Origin of the sequence: Terrirhizobium terrae (genome assembly GCF_030323265.1) — a bacterium.
GTDB lineage: Bacteria > Pseudomonadota > Alphaproteobacteria > Rhizobiales > Rhizobiaceae > Neorhizobium.
In genome coordinates this window covers 649,769-670,455 of sequence record NZ_CP104990.1, presented here as the reverse complement: position 1 = coordinate 670,455, position 20,687 = coordinate 649,769, and the positions used below count along the sequence as shown (strand labels likewise).

Annotated in this window: 16 protein-coding genes and 3 pseudogenes; 3 read left to right on the top strand and 16 right to left on the bottom strand. The window is 59.1% G+C overall.

Translation table 11 applies throughout. The features are described from left to right. Window positions 1-22: 22 nt before the first annotated feature. Genes N7E02_RS03170 through N7E02_RS29380 form a run of 6 tightly spaced genes read right to left on the bottom strand, consistent with a single transcriptional unit; the run spans window position 23 to window position 5,489 of the window. Entirely contained in the window at window positions 23-847 is an 825-nt protein-coding gene (locus tag N7E02_RS03170; RefSeq protein ID WP_286578032.1) for a ChaN family lipoprotein, read from the bottom strand. Then, window positions 804-1,436 (bottom strand): hypothetical protein, encoded by a 633-nt coding sequence (locus N7E02_RS03165; protein ID WP_286578031.1) that lies wholly within the window; start codon window positions 1,434-1,436, stop codon window positions 804-806. The genes N7E02_RS03170 and N7E02_RS03165 overlap by 44 nt, the downstream gene beginning before the upstream one ends. After that, complete coding sequence (locus N7E02_RS03160; protein WP_286578030.1) at window positions 1,433-1,579, bottom strand: hypothetical protein; 147 nt, start codon at window positions 1,577-1,579, stop codon at window positions 1,433-1,435. Before N7E02_RS03160 ends, N7E02_RS03165 begins: the two co-directional genes overlap by 4 nt. Window positions 1,580-1,590: 11 nt before the next feature. Then, entirely contained in the window at window positions 1,591-3,312 is a 1,722-nt protein-coding gene (locus N7E02_RS03155; protein ID WP_286578029.1) for an ABC transporter ATP-binding protein/permease, read from the bottom strand. Between the two features lie 55 nt (window positions 3,313-3,367). Further along, a complete protein-coding gene (locus tag N7E02_RS03150; protein ID WP_286578028.1) occupies window positions 3,368-5,329 on the bottom strand; it encodes a TonB-dependent receptor domain-containing protein in 1,962 nt (653 codons plus the stop codon). Continuing rightward, window positions 5,241-5,489, bottom strand: coding sequence for a TonB-dependent receptor plug domain-containing protein (locus N7E02_RS29380; RefSeq protein ID WP_353622782.1), 249 nt, complete (start codon window positions 5,487-5,489; stop codon window positions 5,241-5,243). The genes N7E02_RS03150 and N7E02_RS29380 overlap by 89 nt, the downstream gene beginning before the upstream one ends. Here N7E02_RS29380 and N7E02_RS03145 point away from each other — a divergent pair. Further along, on the top strand, window positions 5,409-5,663 hold the full coding sequence (locus tag N7E02_RS03145; protein ID WP_286578027.1) for a hypothetical protein: 255 nt from the start codon (window positions 5,409-5,411) through the stop codon (window positions 5,661-5,663). The two genes, N7E02_RS29380 and N7E02_RS03145, sit on opposite strands and share 81 nt — an antisense overlap. Before the next feature lie 392 nt (window positions 5,664-6,055). Continuing rightward, window positions 6,056-6,778, top strand: a complete 723-nt coding sequence (locus N7E02_RS03140) for a glyoxalase superfamily protein (protein ID WP_286578026.1) — start codon at window positions 6,056-6,058, stop codon at window positions 6,776-6,778. Between the two features lie 167 nt (window positions 6,779-6,945). On the opposite strand, the gene N7E02_RS03135 is transcribed toward N7E02_RS03140, so the two are convergent. Genes N7E02_RS03135 through N7E02_RS03125 form a run of 3 tightly spaced genes read right to left on the bottom strand, consistent with a single transcriptional unit; the run spans window position 6,946 to window position 9,015 of the window. Then, the gene (locus tag N7E02_RS03135) at window positions 6,946-7,653 is read right to left on the bottom strand and encodes an SDR family NAD(P)-dependent oxidoreductase (protein ID WP_286578024.1); all 708 of its coding nucleotides are present in this window, start codon (window positions 7,651-7,653) and stop codon (window positions 6,946-6,948) included. A 16-nt stretch (window positions 7,654-7,669) separates the two neighbouring features. Continuing rightward, window positions 7,670-8,425: an SDR family NAD(P)-dependent oxidoreductase gene (locus tag N7E02_RS03130; protein ID WP_286578023.1), complete on the bottom strand. Its 756-nt coding sequence runs from the start codon at window positions 8,423-8,425 to the stop codon at window positions 7,670-7,672. A 41-nt stretch (window positions 8,426-8,466) separates the two neighbouring features. Continuing rightward, window positions 8,467-9,015 carry a nuclear transport factor 2 family protein gene (locus N7E02_RS03125; RefSeq protein WP_286578022.1) on the bottom strand — a complete coding sequence of 183 codons (549 nt, stop codon included), beginning with the start codon at window positions 9,013-9,015 and terminating at the stop codon, window positions 8,467-8,469. Window positions 9,016-9,240: 225 nt separating this feature from the next. On the opposite strand from N7E02_RS03125, the gene N7E02_RS03120 reads away from it, so the two are divergent. Further along, window positions 9,241-10,155 (top strand): LysR family transcriptional regulator, encoded by a 915-nt coding sequence (locus tag N7E02_RS03120; RefSeq protein WP_286578021.1) that lies wholly within the window; start codon window positions 9,241-9,243, stop codon window positions 10,153-10,155. Between the two features lie 177 nt (window positions 10,156-10,332). On the opposite strand, the pseudogene N7E02_RS03115 reads toward N7E02_RS03120, so the two are convergent. From N7E02_RS03115 to N7E02_RS03085, 7 genes and pseudogenes are all read right to left on the bottom strand, one after another. Further along, window positions 10,333-13,475 (bottom strand): annotated as a pseudogene (locus N7E02_RS03115) (efflux RND transporter permease subunit). Window positions 13,476-13,478: 3 nt separating this feature from the next. Further along, entirely contained in the window at window positions 13,479-14,507 is a 1,029-nt protein-coding gene (locus tag N7E02_RS03110) for an efflux RND transporter periplasmic adaptor subunit (RefSeq protein WP_286578020.1), read from the bottom strand. 666 nt (window positions 14,508-15,173) lie between these two features. Beyond that, window positions 15,174-15,953, bottom strand: coding sequence for an SDR family oxidoreductase (locus tag N7E02_RS03105; RefSeq protein WP_286578019.1), 780 nt, complete (start codon window positions 15,951-15,953; stop codon window positions 15,174-15,176). Window positions 15,954-15,966: 13 nt separating this feature from the next. Continuing rightward, window positions 15,967-17,114: pseudogene (gene dgoD / locus N7E02_RS03100) on the bottom strand (galactonate dehydratase). 13 nt (window positions 17,115-17,127) lie between these two features. After that, window positions 17,128-18,754: pseudogene (locus N7E02_RS03095) on the bottom strand (GMC family oxidoreductase). 24 nt (window positions 18,755-18,778) lie between these two features. Continuing rightward, window positions 18,779-19,669, bottom strand: coding sequence for an aldose 1-epimerase (locus N7E02_RS03090; RefSeq protein ID WP_286578018.1), 891 nt, complete (start codon window positions 19,667-19,669; stop codon window positions 18,779-18,781). A gap of 5 nt (window positions 19,670-19,674) precedes the next feature. After that, window positions 19,675-20,682 carry an ABC transporter permease gene (locus tag N7E02_RS03085; protein WP_286578017.1) on the bottom strand — a complete coding sequence of 336 codons (1,008 nt, stop codon included), beginning with the start codon at window positions 20,680-20,682 and terminating at the stop codon, window positions 19,675-19,677. Window positions 20,683-20,687: the final 5 nt, after the last annotated feature.

The window sequence follows — 20,687 nt, the reverse complement described above, 5'->3', positions numbered from 1 at the left end:
CTGAACGACCGCCGATGCCCCCTCAGCGTGAGGCATCGTCGAGCGCGAAGACCCCGTCGGCGATCCCGGCGGCGATTTCGGCATCGGGCGCGCCCTGGCCGACGTCATGTGGCAGCAATATGCCGACATCCCGCACCCCGAGATCCCTCAGCTGGTGAGGCGTACCATGACCGAATTCGAGGTGGCCGCGGCCGATGATACCGACCACCAGCCGCTCTGGATCGGCTTTGAGACTGTCCGCGATACCGCAGGCGAACGCCCTGTCCCAGGTCTGCTGGGCGCGCACGAAACGATCGAACTCGGGCGCCTGCGCTGACTGCGCGGCGCGATCGGGGCGTCTTCCGCCGGTCAGGTCGAAGAGATACTGCCGATGTTCCGGCGTCGCCGGCACCGCCGGCGTCACCCCGTCACGCTCGTCAACGGGAATTGCATCCCATCCCGACTTGCCGACCTCCGTCACCAAGGCCCGCCGACAATTGACTGCCAGCATCGGCACCCGGAACTGCCGGCAGAAATGGAAGATCGGCGTGTAGAGAGCAGGATCGAACCGCCAGACTTCCGCCCAACGTGATTGATCCAGAAACGCGTCCAGATCGATCTCGCCGGCCACCCAGCGGTCGAGCGCCGGCTGAACGGCGCGCGGAAACATCTCGAATGCGACGGCCATCCTGTCGCGAAGGGCGAAAAGGCCGGTGGTCACATGCAGCTGCCATCGATGGATATCGTAACGGTCATGGGTTTCGCCCAAAAGCACCGCCTGCATGTGCGACATGCGCGCCATCATGTCTCGATGGGCGACCTCCTTACCGCCATCGGGATCCAACCACCGTCCTGCCACCATGCTCATGCGCGGTCATCCCAACCCGACCAGGCCGCCGGTGATGCGGCATGAAGGCGAAGGCCGGTTTCCACGCCCTGATGGTCGAGGGCAATAAGCACCGCCCCTCTTTCACGGTGCTCTCGACCCAGGAGCCGACGGTTCCGCCGAGAAGATGCAGGTGAAAATCGTCGCGCGTCACGTTGATGAAGCCCATTCCGGGATTGACCCGCTCGACGATGCCGGTCCAGCCCTGCCTGAATGTCGGCGTCTCGAACTCGATGGAAATGGGCTGCTGCGATTTCAGCGCCGCTTTCAGGGGAAGCGCGCCGATATCGTCGTCGGCGACATCCGGTCTCTTCGGGAAAGGCAATGCCTCGGCCGGTCCAAGCTCTGTGCAGGGAAAATGCCCGAGCTTGTCGTGGAAAATCTCGGCCCCTTCGAAGCCGACGACCGCAAACAGGGTCTCGCCTGATCCATCATGGAATTCCATGCGCGGATAGGCCTTACCCTGGATGAGTCGTGATGCATTGAGCTGAATGCTCTCGACGCGTCCATGCTCGAGCAGGCTGTCGTGGAACTGGCCGGTACAGGCCAGCCGGTCGGCATGGCGCGTCACTTCGGCAACCGCGCCGATCCGCTCGTGGGTGGCCCCCTCCCCTTGCCAATCATCATCAGCGATCCGAGTTCGGGCAGGCGCAGAAGAACGTCGTCCGGCTGTGCGTCGATGTTCAGGAGCGCGGTTGTCGGGCTTTGTGTCATGGTAGATATCCTCAGGCTGTCGCCGTGACTGATGGCGAGATGGTGGTATCGGAAAGGTCGATCGTCGAGAATGTGCCGATGCCATCCGGTTTGCGGTGGGAAACGATGAGAAAGCCGGCCTTGGGCAGTCTTTCGCGAATGAGGGCAAGCAAGTCGCGCTCGGCCTTTGCATCAAGCGCGCTCGTCGCCTCGTCCATGACGACCCAGTCGGGCTTGTGGACTAGGAGACGGGCAAGCGCCAGTCGCTGCACCTCGCCGCCGGAAAGGCCGTCCGGCGCATCATCCTGGCCGACGAGCAGCGACGGCGGGCGATGGCCGAGCCCGACCGCGTCGAGCGCGGCCATCGCCCTATCCTCGTAGATCTCGCCGGCGGGTGCGGGATAGGCTGCTGCATCCAGCAGCGTGCCGGTCGGAAGATGGGGTTTCTGGGATAGGAACATCGATCGTTCCCTCGGCCATTCCGCATTGCCGTCGCGATGCTGCCAGAGGCCTGCCAGCGCCTTCACCAGCGTCGTCTTGCCGATGCCCGATCGTCCGTTGAGCCAGAGCGCACCGCCGGGCGCGAGCGCTATGTCGCCGAGCGTAAGGAGTTGGCGCCTGTGCGGGGTGTAGAGGGTCAGGTTCTCCACACGCGGCTGCGGGATGTCGCGATCCTGCCCCGGCACTGCCGGACCTACGCCCTGCTGCCCGGCCGCCTGTGCCGCAAGCAGAAAGTTGTCGAGACGCGCCGTCGTTGCAACCAGATCGGCAAGATTGCGATAGGAGAAGATGAACCAGGAAAGGGTGGTAACAACATTCGAGAAGGCCATGCTGAGCTGCATCAGGCCGCCGAAGGCGACATGGCCGGCAAGATAACCTGGCAGCGCCACGAAGAGCGGGATGCGCAGCACCGAGTGGCGGAACGGATAGGTGAACAGGCCAAGGATCAGTTCCCGCCGGATCAGGTGCCGCCAGTTGTTGGCGACGGCATCGAAACGTCTGCGGAAGCCTTCCTTCTCGACGGCCTCTCCGCCCGCGAGCGCGACCTCGTCGAAGGCGCCGCGCCATCTCGCCATGGCGAAACGGAAGCTCGCCTCGCGCTTCTGCTGTTCGGTCAGCAGGCTTTTCAACGGATAGCCGAGCAGATGTGTGATGACGCTGCAGACCGCGACATAGAGAAAGGCGGACCAGACCATATAGCGCGGGATCTCGTAGTCGATACCGGCGAAGGCGAGCGACAAGGGAAAGTTTGCAAGGCTCCACAACAGCGCAACATAGGAAAACAGGCCGACGACCTCTCCGATGAGATCGAGCGCCTCGCCAAGCAGGCCCTTGGTGAACAGCCGACAGTCCTCGGCGATCCGCTGGTCGGGATTATCGATCCGCTGCTCGCCGCCATTGGCGAGAAACCAATAGGCTTTGTTCGTGGTCCAGAGGTTGATGGCATGGTCCGTCAGCGCCCGTCGCCAACGGATCTCGATGATCTTGCGGATATATTCATGCGCGAGCCCGCGGGCGGAATTCAGCCCGACGATCAGCGCGAAGATGCTGATCTGGTAATAGACCTGGGCTGCATCGACCTTTTCGACCGCGGAATAGAATTCGCCGGTCCAGCGCGTCAGGCGCAGACTGGCATAGACGGCACCGAGGTTCAGCGCCACCGCGACGACGAAAAGGACAAGGCTGACCTTGCCTCCGGGCGCCTTGAGGCAGGGGATAAGCAATCTGCGAAAACGGGCGATGACTGTGAACATGGCGATCGGTCAAAAAGCGGGCGAGCACTGCGCTCGCCCGTGAGGTTGGGAGGGATCAGAACTTGACCGTGGCGCCGACCTTGAACACGCGGCCGGGACCAGTCTGCAGTTCGAGCGGGTTGACGTTGGCGACCGCGTCGGAACCGGGATCCCGCTCATAATTGGTCAGTGTGTTGGGGAAATAGCGCCGGTCGAAGATGTTCTCGACACCGAAGGTCAACTCGAAATTCTTCCGCGGCGTCCATTTCGCATAGGCGTCGAACAGGGCATAGCCGGAGGCCAGATAGGAGGTCGGGCTGGCATTTTCCGTCCGGCCGGCGGCAAAGGTGCCGAAAGCTTCGAACTGTAGATTGTATTCCGGCAGAATATGCTTCACGCCCAGCACCGCAGTGAATGGAACCGCGCCGTCGAAGGCCGTCTTTTCCACGCCGGCGGAAACCCGCTGGCGTCCCTTCGACCAGCTGAAATTGGCCGAGACGGTGGTGTCGTCGAGAATTTCGTATTCCCCGCCGAACTCGATGCCCCACAGCTTCACGTCCTCGGCATTGTCGAACGTGTAGGCAGGGACCGGGGCGCCGCCAGGACCGGGAATGGTGGTCGGCTGGAAGGCGCGGATGAAATCCTCATAATCGGCATAGAAAGCACCGAGCGAGAAGAAGCCACGATCGTACTGACCGCGCAGGCCAACTTCGTAGCTCTGGACGGATTCCGGCTTGAGCCCGAGGTTGGGGATGATCGACCTTCCGGAAAACGGGTCGGTGCTCGACTGGAACAGCTGCTGGGACGTCGGCATCTTGAAGCCTTCGCCGTAGGAGGCATAGACCGAATAGGTCTCGTCCAGCTTGTAGATCGCGCCGATCCGCTTCAGCAGTTCGGTCTTGTCCTGTTCGCTCGGCTCGTAGCCTGGCAGTCCCGGATAGCTGTCATCGCCGGTAGGATCGATCGAGTAATGGGCAAGGCGCAGGCCGGGTGTGATCGTCAGCCGGTCGTCCAGCATAGTGATCTCGTCCTGAATGTAAAAATCGGCGCGGATCGTATCGACGCGCGGGAAGCTGAAGCCCTGATTTTCCTGGACCGTGGTCAGGCCAGTCAGGGAATTGTAGGTGGTGTTGATGCCCTCGTAGTCGCCCTTGGTCAGGTCGCCGTCGAAGCCGTAGGTCAGCTTGTGGCTGGTCGGCCCGAGATCAAAGCTCGACTGCAGCTGTATATCCGCCTCGAAGAAGTCCTCGCTGTAGTCACGATACTGGTTGTGCAGCTGGATGCGGTTGGAATAGACTCGGCGCTGGTTACTGTCAGTCGTCCGGCTTTGAGGCGAATAGGAAACGCGCCAGTTGAGCGTATCCAGCCATCCGTTATCGATATCCCATTGATGCTCCAGCGCGATGCGCTTGCGGCGCATTTCCAGGTCGCGGATATAGGGATCGTTGACATAGGCTGACGGCGAAGGCACGCCGGTCGTCGATGCCGACATGTCGTAAAGCTGCAGCACTTCGGTGTCGCGGCCAAAGAGTTCACCCGTCAGCTTGATCGTATGGTCTGCGGTCGGCGTCCATACGGCCTTGAGCAGCGCATTGTCGACGTCGGTATCGTTCGGGAAAAGCTCGTCGCATCCGATATAGAGACGCGAGCACCCCCAGATGCCGCCATCGGCGCGGGCATTGCCGAAACGTCCTTCATGCGATGACGTCTGGCTGTAGCTGCCCATGATCTCCAGGTCGCCGAAGTCGTAGGCGCCGGTGATCTGCTTCTTCCAAGAGCGATCGAAACTGTCATAGCTGGACTTGAGCTCGAGCGCCCAGGGCTTGGTCGGGTCGTTGGCCAGAAGGTCGGAAGGGTCGCGGGTCCTGAACATCACCGAGCCGCCGAGAGCATCCGCTCCCCAGAGTACGGAATTGGGACCGCGGACGATTTCGACAGACTGGAAATTGCTAAGATCGAAGAAGTCGCGGCTGCCATCGGTAATCGATTCCTGCACACGCGATCCATCGACCGTCAGAAGCACGCGGTTGCCGGACATGCCGCGGATGGAGAAACCGGAGAGCTGGCCCCATGGATTCTGTAATCGAGGTCTGGCGGGACACGGAAATCCCCGGCTCATGGCGGACCAAGTCCTGGATGTCGCGGACATTGTGGTCATCAAGTTCTTCCCGGTCGATGACCGAAATCGTCTGCGGCACATCGAGAACGCGCCTGGCGCCGCGTGTGGAAAGAAGAACAATGGGCTCAAGCGTGGTCTCGTCTTCGGCAACGACCGGCTGGGACTGATCCTGCGCGGTGGCGGGAAGGACGAAAGCGGTGGCAGATGCCAGCAAGGCAGCATGCAGCACCCGCGCCGGACGGCACGCGCGTAATGTATCGATTTTCATGTAACCCCCAAATGCTTAGAGGGCCTGGGTATAAAATATGACAAAAGGAATCAACTTCGAACATGATTCTTTTTGTCATGTTTTTATTCCGTTGCGAAATTGGCACAACATGACCCAAACGCAGCACACCGTTCCAATTGCAAAGGCAGCGTCCGCTCCTGCCGGCGCCATCTGCATGTCCCGTCTCGACCTGCAACAGGCTTGACGCATGTCCGGCTGTTGATACCCTACGAATCGGCCAGTGCAGCCAGCCGCTCGCGCCCTGATGGGATGGTGAATGCATCGAACGAATTTCCCGGTCTGATGTGCTCCGGCGATTACTCGGCAATGCGAGCACTGATCTCTTGAGGGAGACGCCTGAGGCGAGGACCTATTCGATGAATAGCTTTCTGGACTCGAAAGCCATGGCAAAGGCGTTGCGCCTTTCGCTAGCCAATATCAATATCGAACTTTCCCATAGCGCCTGCCTTGAACTCGTCGCTCGACAGTTTGGCTTTACGAGTTGGAACATATTATCGGCCCGGATTGAAGGCCTGAAAGTGAAGAAGGCACCGCTACGCCTGCCGCCAGGTTGGTTTCCCACTGGGTTCACGGACACAACTCGTTATCGCATCGGTCTTGACCAAACAGCACCTGGCTGTGCCTTGATCGAAAGCATCACCGAGCAAGCTTCCGACCCAATGGAGCACTATGCCTGCCTGATGCAGAGCATCGATGCCAAGCCGTATAGAGGCACAAGGCTCAAGTTCGCGGCAGTGCTCCGTACAGAGGATGCCGGCTGCGGCACCATCTGGATGCGGATCGACGGGGCCGTAAAGAGGTCGCTGCGCTTTGATAACATGATGTCGAGAGAGAAAAATGGGCCAATTAGCGGCACAACCGGATGGTCACTGCGTTCGATCGTACTCGATGTACCGATTGAAGCTGAGAGTATTCACTACGGCTTTTTTCTGCGAGACAGCGGAAGGGTCTGGGCGCGAAACTTCACTCTTCAGGCCGTCTCCGACGCGACCTCCTGCACAGTAACTTCGCATCAGGGGAAGGAACAGAGAGAATTGCCAAGCCGACCTGTAAACCTCGACTTTGCAGAGCGTTCCTGACGATCACAACCGGCAGGCGGTGGTTCATTCGGTACCGGCTGCTCCGGATGAACCACAAGGCACATCGGCTTCATATCAAGCTCTTGATGAGATACGAACTGATGTTCCTGTCTGGTGGACACCGTAAATGCTACAGCCAGTTTGAAGTAGGCCGAATACTGAACGTATCACCACTCCAGACGATTGTCCTGATAGTCGAGATAGAGATTTTCACCTGATCCCAAGTGTTTCACGACAACGTCAGCAACGCTTTGAACGCTTGGCTCCAGTTCGATTTCGGCTTCAACAGTGCCATCAAGCGTCCCCATGGTGGTGTTGACCCAGCCGGGGTGTATCGACAGCACAGTAAGTCCGCGCTCCTTGTATTCGGCGTAGATGCCGCGGGCCAGCATGTTTGATGCCACCTTGCTGGCGCGATAGAGCTCAAGCCCGCCCTCGACATTCATCGCGGTACTGCCGCGGTGTGACGACATGAATGCCAGAGTGCCCCCGGGCATGACAAGCTTTTCAAGAAGATGGCGCGCGAGACGGATCGGCCCGAACGCATTGGTCAGCATGATCTTTGCCAATTCGTCGTCAGTGGCTTCGAGCACGCTCTGATGCGGCGCGCCCCAAATTCCGGCATTGGAAAAGATGACATCAAACTTGCGGTCGCCAAGCGACGCCAGGAGGGGTTCGATCTGATCGGCATTCGTCACGTCAACGAAGGCGGTTGCCAAGCGTTGAGGATCACTTTCACCGATACGCTGCAGGTCACCGATATCCGTGCCTTGTCTGGCTGTTCCCACGACGGACCAGCCTCGATCAAAGAACTGCTTTGCTAAGCCGAGGCCAAGACCGCGTTCCGCGGCCACGATCAGAATATATTTCGTCATGTTTCCATCCTTTGTCCTAAAGTGCGGTATAGCCGCCGTCCGCCATTACCAATGCGCCTGTCATGAACGATGATGCCGGTGATGCAAGGAAGGCGATGATCTCTGCGATATCGATCGGCTGGGCGACGCGACCAATCGGATGGGATCCTCCATAACCGGCCAATGTCTGCCTGCTGTTGTCGACGATACCATCGAGAATGTCGGTCTCGACAACGCCCGGCGCGACTGCGTTTGCGCGGATGCCTCGATCTCCATATTCGACGGCAATGACTTTCGTCAGTTGGGCAATCGCTCCTTTCGACGCCGCGTAGACAGACGTATCCTTCATGCCGACCGAGGCGACAATTGAGGCGACATTGACGATCACGCCGCCACCGCGACCAGCCATCGCCTTTACCGCCTCGCGGGAGTGCAAGAAATTGCCGCGTGCATTGACGGTCATGATTGCGTCCCAGTCGGCGACGCTCATGTCGATCAGTGCCTTGTTCATCGTGCGGCCGGCATTGTTGACCAGGATGTCCATTGCGCCAAAACGCTCAATTGCAAGCGCGACAGTTTCGATGGCGGTAACCTCCTGCGAGACGTCGCCGCAATAGGTCGCGATGGTTTCGGATCCGAGGCGCATCACAGCTGGATTGACGTCGCTTGCGACAATTCGGGCTCCTCTGGCTTCGAGTACTTGTACGGCTTCGAGCCCGATCCCGCGCGCTGCCCCTGTCACCACTGCAACCTTGCCGGAGAGGTCCCAGCTTTGAGGTCTGGTATTGCTCATGTTCAATCTCCTGCAGATTTAGCCGCGCCACTGCGGCCGGCTCACCGCCTAGCCGATGGCCTTTCCGATGGCTGTCTTTGCGGGATGCGCCGGATCACCTCGTCGTACGGCACGAGATCAAGAAACGCCTTCACTTCGACGGCCCTTCCCTCGTCCATGCGGAAGATCCAGAGATAGCTGTTGGCATAGTTTTGATCATCTCGGGCTTGCCCTTCGCCTTCCCAGTTTATGATGACATGATCACCGTCGGCCCAGACGCTTTTGCGAACCGGTTTCACAGCCGTTTTCAGGCGTGACGCGAATGGCTGGACTGCGCGCTCAATGAACTCGTCGCGTCCACGATAAACACCTGCGCTTGGCCCCGAACCTTCGATCGTCCAGACCACTTCGGGCGCAAGGATGTCAGAGAAGAAGCTGGTTGAGCCAGCACTCCAACGGGCGAAGGCTGCAGAGACAATGTCGTGATTGCGCGCCTCAACGGAAGACCGCGAAGATGCGCTGACACCGTGCGGCGCCAGCATTGCGCCGGCCACCATCGATACCATAAGGGTGGCACCGGAAAGTGAGTGAAATCTTTTCAAACTTATCATCGCATATCCTCACTCACCTCATGAACGATAAGAGCGAATAGTCCGAAATGGATGTGCCCCATGCGCTCGCAGATCTTCCGGACTGTGAGCTTGGCATTTCATGATCCTGTACGGATCACTTCGTACACCGTTGAAACGTTGACTAGCGAAGCCGGTTCATTGCCAAAATGTCGACACAACGATGCGCAGTGATCACCGATGACGTGAGAACGTGAGGACCGTGATATGTTCGATGCCAGGGTTATCAACGGTATGACCGTTTTCGTTACCGTCATCGAGACGGGGAGCTTTGCTGCTGCGGCACCAGTGGTGGGACTATCCAGATCCGGAGTCAGCCGCTCGATTGCGCGATTGCAGGAGCGCCTTGGCTTCAAGCTCTTTGACGGTAATGGTCGCGCCGTAAGGGTCACCGACGAAGGCCGCAAACTCTATGACGAAATCGTTCCGCTTCTGCAGAGCATGGAAACGGCGGTAACCCGTTCGCCACAGGACGATAGCGCAATAAGAGGTCGTCTACGGGTTTGTTGTGACGCTGCTTTCGCGACCTATCTTCTTGTCCCGCGTATCCGCACTTTCCTGCAACAATACCCAAATCTCGAGGTCGATATCCTCGTACGTGATCAGTGTCCCGACCTCGTAATGAATGGATATGACGCGGCGATGAGATTTGGCGGTCCCGATCCGCGGATGATCGAAAAGAGCCCGCTCTTTGAAAGCCGGGTGGTGGTATGTGCGTCGCCTGACCTTGTTAATTCCCATGGGACGCCCAGCGATCCAGGGGATTTCGCAACCTATCCCTGTGTTCGGCTGATGGATGATATCAGCGGCCGGCACCACGAATGGAATTTCAAACATTCGGATGGCCGCAGTCAGCGCGTTTCACCTAATTCGACGCTCACCTTGAATGACGCACCATCGATCTTGGCGGCGGTGCAGGCCGGCATCGGTGCGGCGAGATTGCTCGATTTCATGGTCCAGCCCGCGCTCGACAAAGGAGAGCTTATCGAACTCGTACCGCAATGGGGTCACACCTACTGGCCGGCCTATATCTGGCTGCGCGACGGTGCCGAGCTCTCGGCCGGGCTGTCGAGATTGGTTTCCTTTGTTCGCAACGAGCTACAGCAGCAACTGAAGCGGTAAGGAAATCAGACGCCGATTTCGCCGCCACCGCATGGCGAAAATGTCAGATCATGTCATGTGTCACTAGATCGTCCACCCAGCTTCGGCATTCACTCCTGGGGCCGACAAGAGCACAATGATGCTTGCTCAGCCTCGTCGCTTGTGCCATCTCGATGCAGAGCTCGGCCGCGGGAATATTCAGCCCGAAACTGGGCCCTTGGCCTCACCGCTCTGTGCGTTGTCTGCCCCCGGAGAGAACCATCGCCTGACCCATTGTGCCAAGCCGTCGAGGTAGGTTAAGACGACCGGAACGAAGACAAGCGTCAGCAGGGTCGAGGATATCAATCCGCCGATAACGGCATGGGCCATAGGTGCGCGCTGCTCGCCGCCCTCGCCAAGTCCGAGCGCCATCGGCAGCATGCCGAAGATCATCGCAAGCGTCGTCATGACGATCGGCCGCAGTCTGACCGCCCCGGCATCCGCAAGACTGTCCCGCAGCGTCTTGCCCTCATGAACACCAAGATTGGAATAGTCCACCAGCAGAATGGCGTTCTTGGTAACCAGGCCCATCAGCATGATAAAGCCAATCATTGAGAACATGTTGAGTGTCGAACCCGTAAAGAGAAGCCCGAGCAGCACCCCGATCAACGACAGTGGCAGGGTCATCATGATCGCGATTGGCTGGATGAAGGAGCCGAATTGCGAGGCGAGAATAATGTAGATGAAGATCACGGCAAGCAGTAGCGACTGAAGTGCATAACCGGTGCTCTCAGCCAGGTTCTCGGCATCGCCACCGAAGGAGATGCGGTAACCGACCGGAATGTCCATCTGGGCGATCGCGGCGTTGAGATCATTTGTAACATCACCCAGTGCCCTGCCCTCGATGTTGCTTGATATCCTCACCTCACGCGAGAGATCCTTGCGAGTGATTGCGTCGGGTGCAGTGCTTTCCACGACATCAGCAACCTGGTCGAGCAGAACGGTGATCGGTTTGCCGTCGTCGTCGGTGCGGTCGGTGGAAATGGTGAGATTTCGCAGCTGCGCCGCATCCCGTCTGCCGGTCGCCGGCAGGCGCACCATGACGTCGTAACTCTCGCCATCCGGCGCGTTCCACACGGAAATGGCATCGCCTGCTACCAGCGGCCGTAGGGTATCACCGATCATGGCGATCGAAACACCGAGGTCGCTTGCCGCCTCGCGACGTACACGTACAGCCAAAGTAGGACGCACGTTCTCGATCGACGATTCCACTTCTGTCGCACCCGGAATGGTGGAAAGCGCGGTTGTAATCTGGTCGGAAATAAGTCGCAATCCTTCGTCGCCGTCACCGAGGATCGACAGCTGCAACGGTTTCTGCGAACCGCCGACACCGGTCGACTGCCCGACCGAGATTTTTAGCCCGGCGATCCTCGCCAGCCGCTGGCGGATCGGATCGATGCTCTGTGCAGTGGTCAGATCTCTGTCCGCGCTCGGCACAAGCTGCACCGCGACGACGGCCTCGTTGAAGCCCCGAGCGCCACCAGAATTGACCGTCGAATAGATGGATGCGACATAGGGAAACTCCCGCAGCGCCCGCTCGACCTGCCCAACCTTCGCTGCCATGTAATCGAGCGACGCGCCCTCATTGGCTTCGAGCGACACGCTCACCTCACCCTGGTCGGCCGGCGGCAGGAATTCGGCGCCAATGCGCGGCACGAGCAGCAGGCTTCCAACGAACATCGCCACGACAACACCAATCGTTGTCTTGCGGTGATCGAAGGTCCAGTGGATGAGCGAACGGTAGCGGCCAGCCAGTCCCTCGAACCAGTGGTCGAAGCGTTCGACCGATCGCCCAATGAAACCACGCTTGGCCCCCTCTGCGACTGCGGATCGTGCCAGACGCTGGACAGCATGGGATCAAGTGTGAAGGACACGAACAGCGAGATCATCACGGCCGCTGCGACCGTCACGCCGAATTGCAGAAAGAAGCGGCCGATCAGCCCGCCCATAAAGGCAACGGGCAAGAAGACAGCTACGATGCAGAGCGTCGTTGCAAGAACCGCGAGCCCGATCTCGTTGGTGCCGTCGAGCGCGGCGCTCACATGATCCTTGCCCATCTGCAGGTGGCGGGTGATGTTTTCCCGCACGACGATCGCATCGTCGATCAGGATACCGATCGACAGAGACAGCGCCATCAGCGTCATGGTGTTGAGCGTGAAGCCCAGTGCATAGATGACCGCAAACGTGCCGATGACGGAGATCGGCAATGTGAGGCCGGTAATGACAGTCGAGCGCCAGGAATTGAGAAAGATGAAGACGATCAGCACCGTCAGCACGCCGCCTTCGATCAGCGTGCGCTGTACTTCCGATACTTGAGCCGCGATTGCGCGGGAGTTGTCGCGGGTAATCGTAAGCTCGACATTCTCCTTCGCCAGCTCCACGTTCAACGCGGAAATCTCATTACGCAACGCCCGTGCCACTTCCACGGTGTTGGCGCCCTGCACCTTGACGATATCCAGTCCGAGCGAGGGCGCGCCCTGATAGGTGGCACGGCTCGTCACCTCGGCGCCCGTATCGAGGATGCTGGCAACGTCGGAGAGATAGACCGGATAGCCGCCGCTTTGGGCGACAATGATGCTGTTGAAACCAGCCGCATCGGCGATACGGCCCTCCACCGTCACGATACGCTGGTTGATGCCGGAGATCAGCGTGCCGGCGGCGCGATCCTGGTTCTCCCGCCGGATAGCATCCATCACAGTCGAGACACCAACACCATAGGCTTCCAGCCGATCCGGATCGACGACGACGAGCACCTGCCGCTCGCTGTCGCCGACAAGCGAAATCTGGCCCACACCGGCGATAACATTCAACCGATTGGTGATGATGCGGTTGGCAAGCGTCGTGATCTCGGACAGCGTTCTTGTCGGCGAGGAAGCCGCGATCGAAAGGATCGGCTGGTCATCGGGATTGAAGCGGGTAACCTGTGGTGTATCGACCTCGTCGGGGAATGTCGCCTCAAGCCGCGCCACCCGGTCACGCACTTCCTGTGCCGCGACCTGACTATCCGTATCGAGATCGAACTGGACCACGACGATGGAGCGGCCTTCGTAAGATTCCGACGTGATCGTATCGATACCACCAATCGTGTTCAGCGACGATTCGATCGGCCGCGAGACCTCGCTTTCAACCGAGGCAGGCGATGCGCCGGTATAGGTTGTCGCGACGACCACGATCGGCAGGTCAGTTTCGGGAAACTGGTCGACACCCAGACGGCTGTAGGAGAACAAACCGACGACCAGGATCGTCACCATCATCATCGTAGCAAAAACGGGATGGGCGACGCTGATACGGGTAAGAAACATGGCTCAGATGTCCTCAATGCGCACGGACGTGCCTGCCACGAGATCGGGTAGTGGAGCCGCAACTATAACGTCACCCTCTTGCACACCTGTGACCTGAACGAGGTTCCGGTCGGTCCAGCTCGTCCCGAGATCGACTGGTTGTCGCCGCAACGTGTCGCCATCCACCTTGAGTACGAAGGTCCCTTCCGCGTCGTGCCGGATCGACGCGGCAGGCAGAGCTATAACGTCCTTCTGGTCATCGACTTTCAGGATGCCGGTGGTGAACATGCCGCCGCGCAACAGGCCTTCGTCATTGTTGATTGCGACAAAGACGCGGACGGCACGAGACCCCGCGACCGCGGTCGGCGAGATGCGCATGACTTCGCCAGCAAAAGTGCGGCCAGGAAAGCCTTCGACGCTCAATTCCACGGGCTGCCGAAGCTGAACAAGCGGGATGCGGCTTGTCGGAACACCAGCATCAACCTCCATCCGGCTGAGGTCTACAAGGCTCATCAGTTCCGTGTTGAGAGGCACTGTTTGTCCCTGGTCGACAGCGCGGGACGCAACGACGCCATCGAATTCCGCCCGAAGTTCGGCATAGGCGAGAGAGCGCTCGGCGTCCGCGACTTCCGCCTGTTTGGATCTGAGTTGCGCGCGCAGGTTCAACAGATTGGCCTGAGCTTCGAGCCGCGTGGCCTCGGAAGCAGCACCACGCTCTCCAAGGGCGGTGTTACGCTCCAGCACCACCTCGGCCAACTCGATCTGCGCGCCGAGGGCATCGATCTCGGCTTTGCGCGCCGTTACTGCAGAGGCAAGCGCTTCGGTGTCGAAGCGCACCAGGAGATCACCCTTCTTGACCACGTCGCCGATCTGGACCGGCAGTTCAAGAATAGTGGAGGACACCCGCGAGGTGAGCGTTGAACGACGGATCGGCGTCAGCGACCCCGCGATCCGCACCTCGGTGGCGATATCCTGGCGCGTTGCCGTGCTGACATCGACCTGAGAGAGTTCGAGGGGCGCCCCCTGCTGTTCCTGGGCCGCGGCATGGTCCAAGGCAACGGTCGCACCTAAGGTAACGATGAGAGTATGGACGAAAAGAGCACGGCCCAGGCGAGCTAGCGCCATTGTCATGAGTGACCTCGATTTGGTTTGGCTACAGGTGCCTAAAGCTGGTTGACATCTGCCGGATTGCAAGGGCCCTGGCCGAGGTTTTCGATCTGCGCCATCCAGCGTGGTTGTGGTCAAGCCATGACTGGATGGCGCTGCGTCACTCTATTTTCAGCGGAAAATATCCGAACTTCATCGTGACGGTTCTAACCAATCGTGTCGTTCTGTGAGGCGAAAAGCTCCTGACAGAATATCGGAAGATCACGATGAGATCATAAGACGGATGCCGGATGAAAGCCGGTACCTGCGGCTGGCGGCCGGAGCCTTCAGGCCCATTCCTGCTGCTCATTTCCCGATACCTTGCGACAGCACTACGGTCGCTTCCTACCGTAAGACAAGGCTGCGCTGTCCGCCGGTTGCTTAGGGTCGGCTGAAATATCTGGCTCGGATGCCCAGCCCATGTTGTGTGCAAGCGGGCGTCCTTTTATCGCTCTTGGACCGACTCGGATCATCAACCCAGTTTTTCGAAAACGATAATTCTCTTACGGCTACACTTTACCGGCAGAATTTCTGACGTCAGGTTTCTCTCGGTCCAACAACACTCCGCCGAGTTCAAGCTGGGTGTTGCTGGACACTTAATCCGCCATCTACGGTCAAACATGCAGCGTTCATGAATGGGCATTCGTCCGAAATCATAAAGACGGCGGCCATCGCAATTTCCTCGGGAGACGCAATCCGCCCTCCTGGGTGGAGCTTCATGGTCTCGGCTTTGGCCGCCTGTGGATCGGGAAAGCTATCCCAGTAATCGATAACCTTCTGGGTGGCGACATAGCCTGGCGCCAAAGCATTCACTCGGACGTTTTTGTTGGCATATTCGAGCCCCAGCGACTTGGTCATCCCGAGCAGTGCATGTTTCGCCAGAGGATAAGGAAATGTGTGAGGGATAATGGTGAAGGCATGAGTGGACGCAATGTTCAGAATAGCGCCGCCGCCAGCACCGATCATATCCGGAAGGACTGCCTTGCTGCAGTTCCATGCACCCTTCAGGTTGATATCGAAGCAACGATTCCATTCTTCGTCTGTCGTTTCCAAGGGCTCCGCGAAGACATTTACGCCGGCATTGTTGACGAGCGCGTTGATCGGGCCGATTTTTTCAGCAGCATCCCGAACGGCTGCGGTAACGGCCGCTGCGTCGGTAATGTCTAAGGCAAACCAGCCAAGCGATCCACCCGCCCGCTTCAAAGCAGTGGCCTCGCGCTCCAGGAGTGCGTCATCGCGATCGACGAGAAACAGCGCCGCATCCTCACGCAGAAAAGCCTTGGCGATCGCAAGGCCGATACCCTGTGCGGCACCTGTTACGAAGATCCGCTTGCCTGAAAGCCGTCCCGTCATCGTCTGTTCACCCCTACCATTCTGCAAAGCTGCCGTCTGGATGGCGCCAGATCGGATTGCGCCAACGATGCCCCTCCTTCGCCCGCTCGATCACATAGGCCTCGTCAACCTCGACACCGAGGCCCGGTCCCTGCGGAATGCTTACAAAACCATCCGCATACTGGAACACGTCCTTGTTGGAGATATAATCGAGGATGTCATTCGCCTTGTTGTAGTGGATGCCAAGGCTCTGCTCCTGGATGAAGGCATTGTAGGAGACGGCATCCACCTGAAGGCAAGCTGCAAGCGCGATCGGACCAAGTGGGCAATGCGGCGCCAAAGCCACGTCATAAGCCTCCGCCATCGCGGCGATCTTGCGGCACTCGGTAATGCCACCGGCATGGGACAGGTCCGGCTGGATGATATCGACATAGCCCCTTCGAAGACCGATTTGAAGTCCCAGCGGGAATATAGCCGCTCGCCTAGCGCGATCGGGGTCGACGAGTGATTGGCGATTTCCTTCAATGCTTCCTTGTTTTCCGATAGAACGGGCTCCTCGATGAACATCAGCTTGTAGGGTTCGAGCTCCTTCGCCAGCACCTTGGCCATCGGCTTGTGGACTCGACCATGGAAATCGACACCAATGCCGATATGTGGGCCGACAGCCTCGCGGATGATGGCAATGGTCTCGACCGCCTTCTCCACTTTCTCATTGGTGTCGACGATCTGCATTTCCTCGCAGCCGTTGAGCTTGATCGCCTGAAAGCCGCGTGCCACGACGTCCTTGGCGTTCTGTGCGACATCGGAAGGCCGATCGCCGCCGATCCAGGAATAGACCTTGATACGGTCGCGCAGCTGTCCGCCGAGCAGCGAATGGACAGGTTGTCCGAGCGCCTTGCCCTTGATGTCCCAGAGCGCTTGGTCGATGCCGGCAAGCGCCGACATGTGGATCGCCCCGCCCCGATAAAAGCCCCCGCGATAAAGGACCGTCCAGTGATCCTCGATCAGGAACGGATCCTTCCCGATCAGGTAGTCCGCCATCTCCTGTACCGCTGCTTCCACTGTCAGCGCCCTACCCTCGACGACCGGTTCGCCCCAGCCGCAAATGCCCTCATCGGTCTCGATCTTCAGGAACAGCCAGCGCGGCGGCACGATATAGGTGGTCAGCTTGGTGATCTTCATGGGTGTGTCCCGATCAGGAGAGAATGAGGTCCGCCGCCTTGCCGGCTGCGGCGAGGACGGCTGCATTGGTGTTGCCGCTGACGATGGTCGGCATGAGGGACGCGTCAATGACCCGCAGGCCACGTGTTCCTCGAACTTTCAAGTCACTATCGAGAACCGCTTCGGGATCGCCGTCATGCCCCATCTTGCAGGTGCCGACCGGGTGATAACCGGTCTTGACCGTGCGCTTGCAATGGGCGGCGATCGCCTCGTCACTTACCACATCGGCACCAGGGAAGATTTCCTTTCAATAAGATCGTGCATTGGCGAGGCGGCCAGCACGGTGCGCGCGAAGCGAAAACCTGCCATGGTAAGTTTGAGATCGTCGGGGTGGCCAAAGATCTGGGTGTCGACGATCGGATCGGCGAATGGATCGCTTGATGCCAGCGTGACGGCTCCCTCGCCTTGGGCCGCAATAGCAGTGAATTGATTGTGACGCCGTCGCCTGGCTCCGTGCCCATAACGTCGCGGTCCAGATAAACGGTAGGCACGCAGAACATCTGGATGGTCGGCCGTTCATTGTGTCCGTCGGGATCGTAGAAGGCGCACGTCTCCACGCCCGTGGTCGAGACAGGGCCTGACTTGAACATCAGATACTGCAGACCGGCCTTGATCATCGGCCAGCCGCGATCCTGCTTGTAATAGCCGAATGAACCCTTTGTCGTCGCGACGACAGGGCATTCATAGTGATCCTGAAGGTTCTTGCCGACGCCGGGCAGTGCAACCTTAGTCCTGATGCCGTGCCTTGCCAGTTCGTCCTCAGGTCCGATGCCAGAAATCATCATCAGCTTCGGCGTCTGATAGGCACCGGCCGCAAGGATGACTTCTACACCTGCTTCCGCCGAGTTCGACTTCCCACCTTTTACATAGTCGACGCCGATGGCACGATCACCGTCCATGCGGATATTCGTCACGGTTGCGCCTATCTCGATCGTCAGAAGCGGATTGCTCATCACCGGCGCCAGAAAAGCATCGACAGCACTGGAGCGTTTCCGCGTATTCCAGTCGATCGTGTGCTGCATAAATCCGACGCCGAACTGCGCGGCACCGTTGAAGTCCGGGTTGTAGGGAATGCCCATGCCTTGCAGTGTCTTCACATAGGTGCGGGTCATCGGGCTCGTATGGCCAAGATGCGAGATCTTCAATGGTCCGCCGACACCGTGATACTCGCCTGCAAGATGATCGTTATCCTCCTGCGCCTTAAAATAAGGAAGGAGATCACGATAGGACCAGGCACCGTCATTGTCTGTCCCAGGCGCCGTGACTAGCTCGTTCCAGAGGTCGAAGTCGGCAGCCTGCCCGCGCATGTAAACCATCGCATTGACCGTGCTGCCGCCACCCAGAACCCTGCCCTGCGGCACGATCGGACCGCGGCCGTCAAGCTGCGGCTGCGGCTTGGTCTTGTGCATGGCAAGGTAGGTATCCTTGGCCAGGAACTTCATGTAGCCGGCAGGGAAGTTCATGATCGGATTGGGCTTTGCGGGTCCGCGCTCCAAAAGCAGCACGCGTGCCCGGCCGTCGGCGACGAGACGTGCTGCGACAACGCAGGCAGAACTGCCGCCACCGACAATGATGTAGTCGAAACGACGTTCCTTAGACATCTGTGCTCCCAAAGGACATGCTCATCACTGCAACTTTTCAGGCCGAAGCCGAATACCGCCCGACAGGTTCTCGCCCGGCTGAAGAATTTTGAGCCCGCCGAGATCCGGCAGGTTGTGGCCGTTCGCCAGATGCGACATCGGCTCGAAACAGAAATAGTCACGGCGGAACTGCGGATCGAATTCGGTGTCCGATACGAAGACGAATGCGTGGCGGAAAAGCGGATCCGCCTGCAGAACAAGTCGCGTGTCATGTTCCGGCCACGAGATGACGGCCTCACCCGACCAATCCTCGAAACCGTTGTTAACCCAGCGATGCGGCAATTGCGACGGTTCGCTGAAATCGAGATCCTCGGGGATCGCGGTCACCTCGCCCGGCAGCCAGCCCTCGACTTCGGTCCAGAACTTTCTCGCTGGCGCAAACAACGTCGTCTTCGGTGTCATCGGAAAGTAGGGATGCCAGCCGAGGCCGAAGGGCATGGCCCTATCTCCCGCATTTTCGACAGACAAAGTTAGCTGTAAAGCGTCACCAGAGAGCAAAAATCTCTGAGTGGCGCGGTAGGCATAGGGCGAGTTACCTCCACGGTGGGCAAAGCTCATGACCACGCGGTCATCCGCCTTCTCATCGACACTCCATTCGGACTGCCAACCTTCGCCGTGGAGATAGTGAGGATCCCAGCTCGTATTCGGATCGAAACTGTATTCCTTGCCCTCGAACTCAAAACGATTATCGCTGACGCGGTTGCCAAAGGGAACGAGCGGGTAGCAGGAGGACGAAAGCGCATCCGCATCGTCTGTGGCGTCGCGCAACAGAGCCACTCGCCCGTGATCGCCGTTTTCCCAGAAGCCGAGAATCAGGCCGCCTCGCGTCGAGACCTTGAGAGAAAGGGAGCCGGATTTCAGGTCGATGACCGCCATGCCTGTTATCCCTTGTTCCGCGACAGGCTGCGCTTGATCGCCTGGATGTTGGCAAGCACGGCAATGACAATGATCAACCCGCGGACAACCTGCTGGAAGAAGGGATTGATACCGAGCAGGACAAGGCCGTTGCCGATCAGGGTGATGACAAGAACGCCGAGAAGCGTGCCAAGCATCGAGCCTCGCCCACCCGACAAGGCGGTACCTCCGACCACAACGGCCGCGATGACATCGAATTCAAGCCCGTTTGCCGCTGTGGCATTGCCGGACCCGAGACGCGAAACCAGAAGTATCCCGGAAATGGCAGCCATCGCGCCGCCGATGGCAAATAGTGCAACGCGGATGCGCGATACGCTGATGCCACTCAGAAAAGCCGCATGGGCATTGCCACCGATGGCGAAGACCGAGCGACCGAACGCCGTCTTGCGGCTGACAAAGGCGAAGACCGCAAATAGCACGAGCATGATGATGGCGGCCGGCGGAATGCCGAAAACCGACCGGTCAAGCGCATCCAGCATGTCGTTGCGGCCGATCGAGACCGGCAGCGCGTCCGTGACGAAGAGTGCTGTGCCGCGCAAGGCGCTCCACATGCCGAGCGTACCGACGAAAGACGGCACGTCGAAATAGGCACGCAGGACGCCGGGGACGGCGCCGAGCAGCGCGCCGAAGACGATCGCCAGAGCGAAGGCAATAGGTGTGGGAACGCCCCATTGCAAAAGGAAGGCAAGCGAGACGGAGATGAAGGCCACCATCGGACCAACACTGACGTCAATCTCGCCGGCGATGATGATAAGCGTCACGGCCCAGGCTGCAATGCCGATCGTTGCAGCATCGCGCAGGATGTTGACCTGATTGTTGAACGAGATGAAGCCGGGTGCGGTCGAGGCGAAGATCACATATAGCACCACAATCGCGAAGAACAGGCTGAGCTCGTTCATATGCTGCGAGAAGGTGAAGCCTGACGTTTTGGGCTTTTCGGAAGCCGCCGGCTTGGCAGCGTGGTCGAGTGACATCGTCT

Bases quoted from the DNA above. Each gene is read 5' to 3' on its own strand.
- N7E02_RS03170 (WP_286578032.1), bottom strand. From the start codon at position 847: ATGAGCATGGTGGCAGGACGGTGGTTGGATCCCGATGGCGGTAAGGAG.
- N7E02_RS03160 (WP_286578030.1), bottom strand. From the start codon at position 1,579: ATGACACAAAGCCCGACAACCGCGCTCCTGAACATCGACGCACAGCCG.
- N7E02_RS03155 (WP_286578029.1), bottom strand. From the start codon at position 3,312: ATGTTCACAGTCATCGCCCGTTTTCGCAGATTGCTTATCCCCTGCCTC.
- N7E02_RS03150 (WP_286578028.1), bottom strand. From the start codon at position 5,329: ATGTCCGGCAACCGCGTGCTTCTGACGGTCGATGGATCGCGTGTGCAG.
- N7E02_RS03145 (WP_286578027.1), top strand. From the start codon at position 5,409: ATGGCGGACCAAGTCCTGGATGTCGCGGACATTGTGGTCATCAAGTTC.
- N7E02_RS03140 (WP_286578026.1), top strand. From the start codon at position 6,056: ATGAATAGCTTTCTGGACTCGAAAGCCATGGCAAAGGCGTTGCGCCTT.
- N7E02_RS03135 (WP_286578024.1), bottom strand. From the start codon at position 7,653: ATGACGAAATATATTCTGATCGTGGCCGCGGAACGCGGTCTTGGCCTC.
- N7E02_RS03130 (WP_286578023.1), bottom strand. From the start codon at position 8,425: ATGAGCAATACCAGACCTCAAAGCTGGGACCTCTCCGGCAAGGTTGCA.
- N7E02_RS03125 (WP_286578022.1), bottom strand. From the start codon at position 9,015: ATGATAAGTTTGAAAAGATTTCACTCACTTTCCGGTGCCACCCTTATG.
- N7E02_RS03120 (WP_286578021.1), top strand. From the start codon at position 9,241: ATGTTCGATGCCAGGGTTATCAACGGTATGACCGTTTTCGTTACCGTC.
- N7E02_RS03105 (WP_286578019.1), bottom strand. From the start codon at position 15,953: ATGACGGGACGGCTTTCAGGCAAGCGGATCTTCGTAACAGGTGCCGCA.
- N7E02_RS03090 (WP_286578018.1), bottom strand. From the start codon at position 19,669: ATGGCGGTCATCGACCTGAAATCCGGCTCCCTTTCTCTCAAGGTCTCG.
- N7E02_RS03085 (WP_286578017.1), bottom strand. From the start codon at position 20,682: ATGTCACTCGACCACGCTGCCAAGCCGGCGGCTTCCGAAAAGCCCAAA.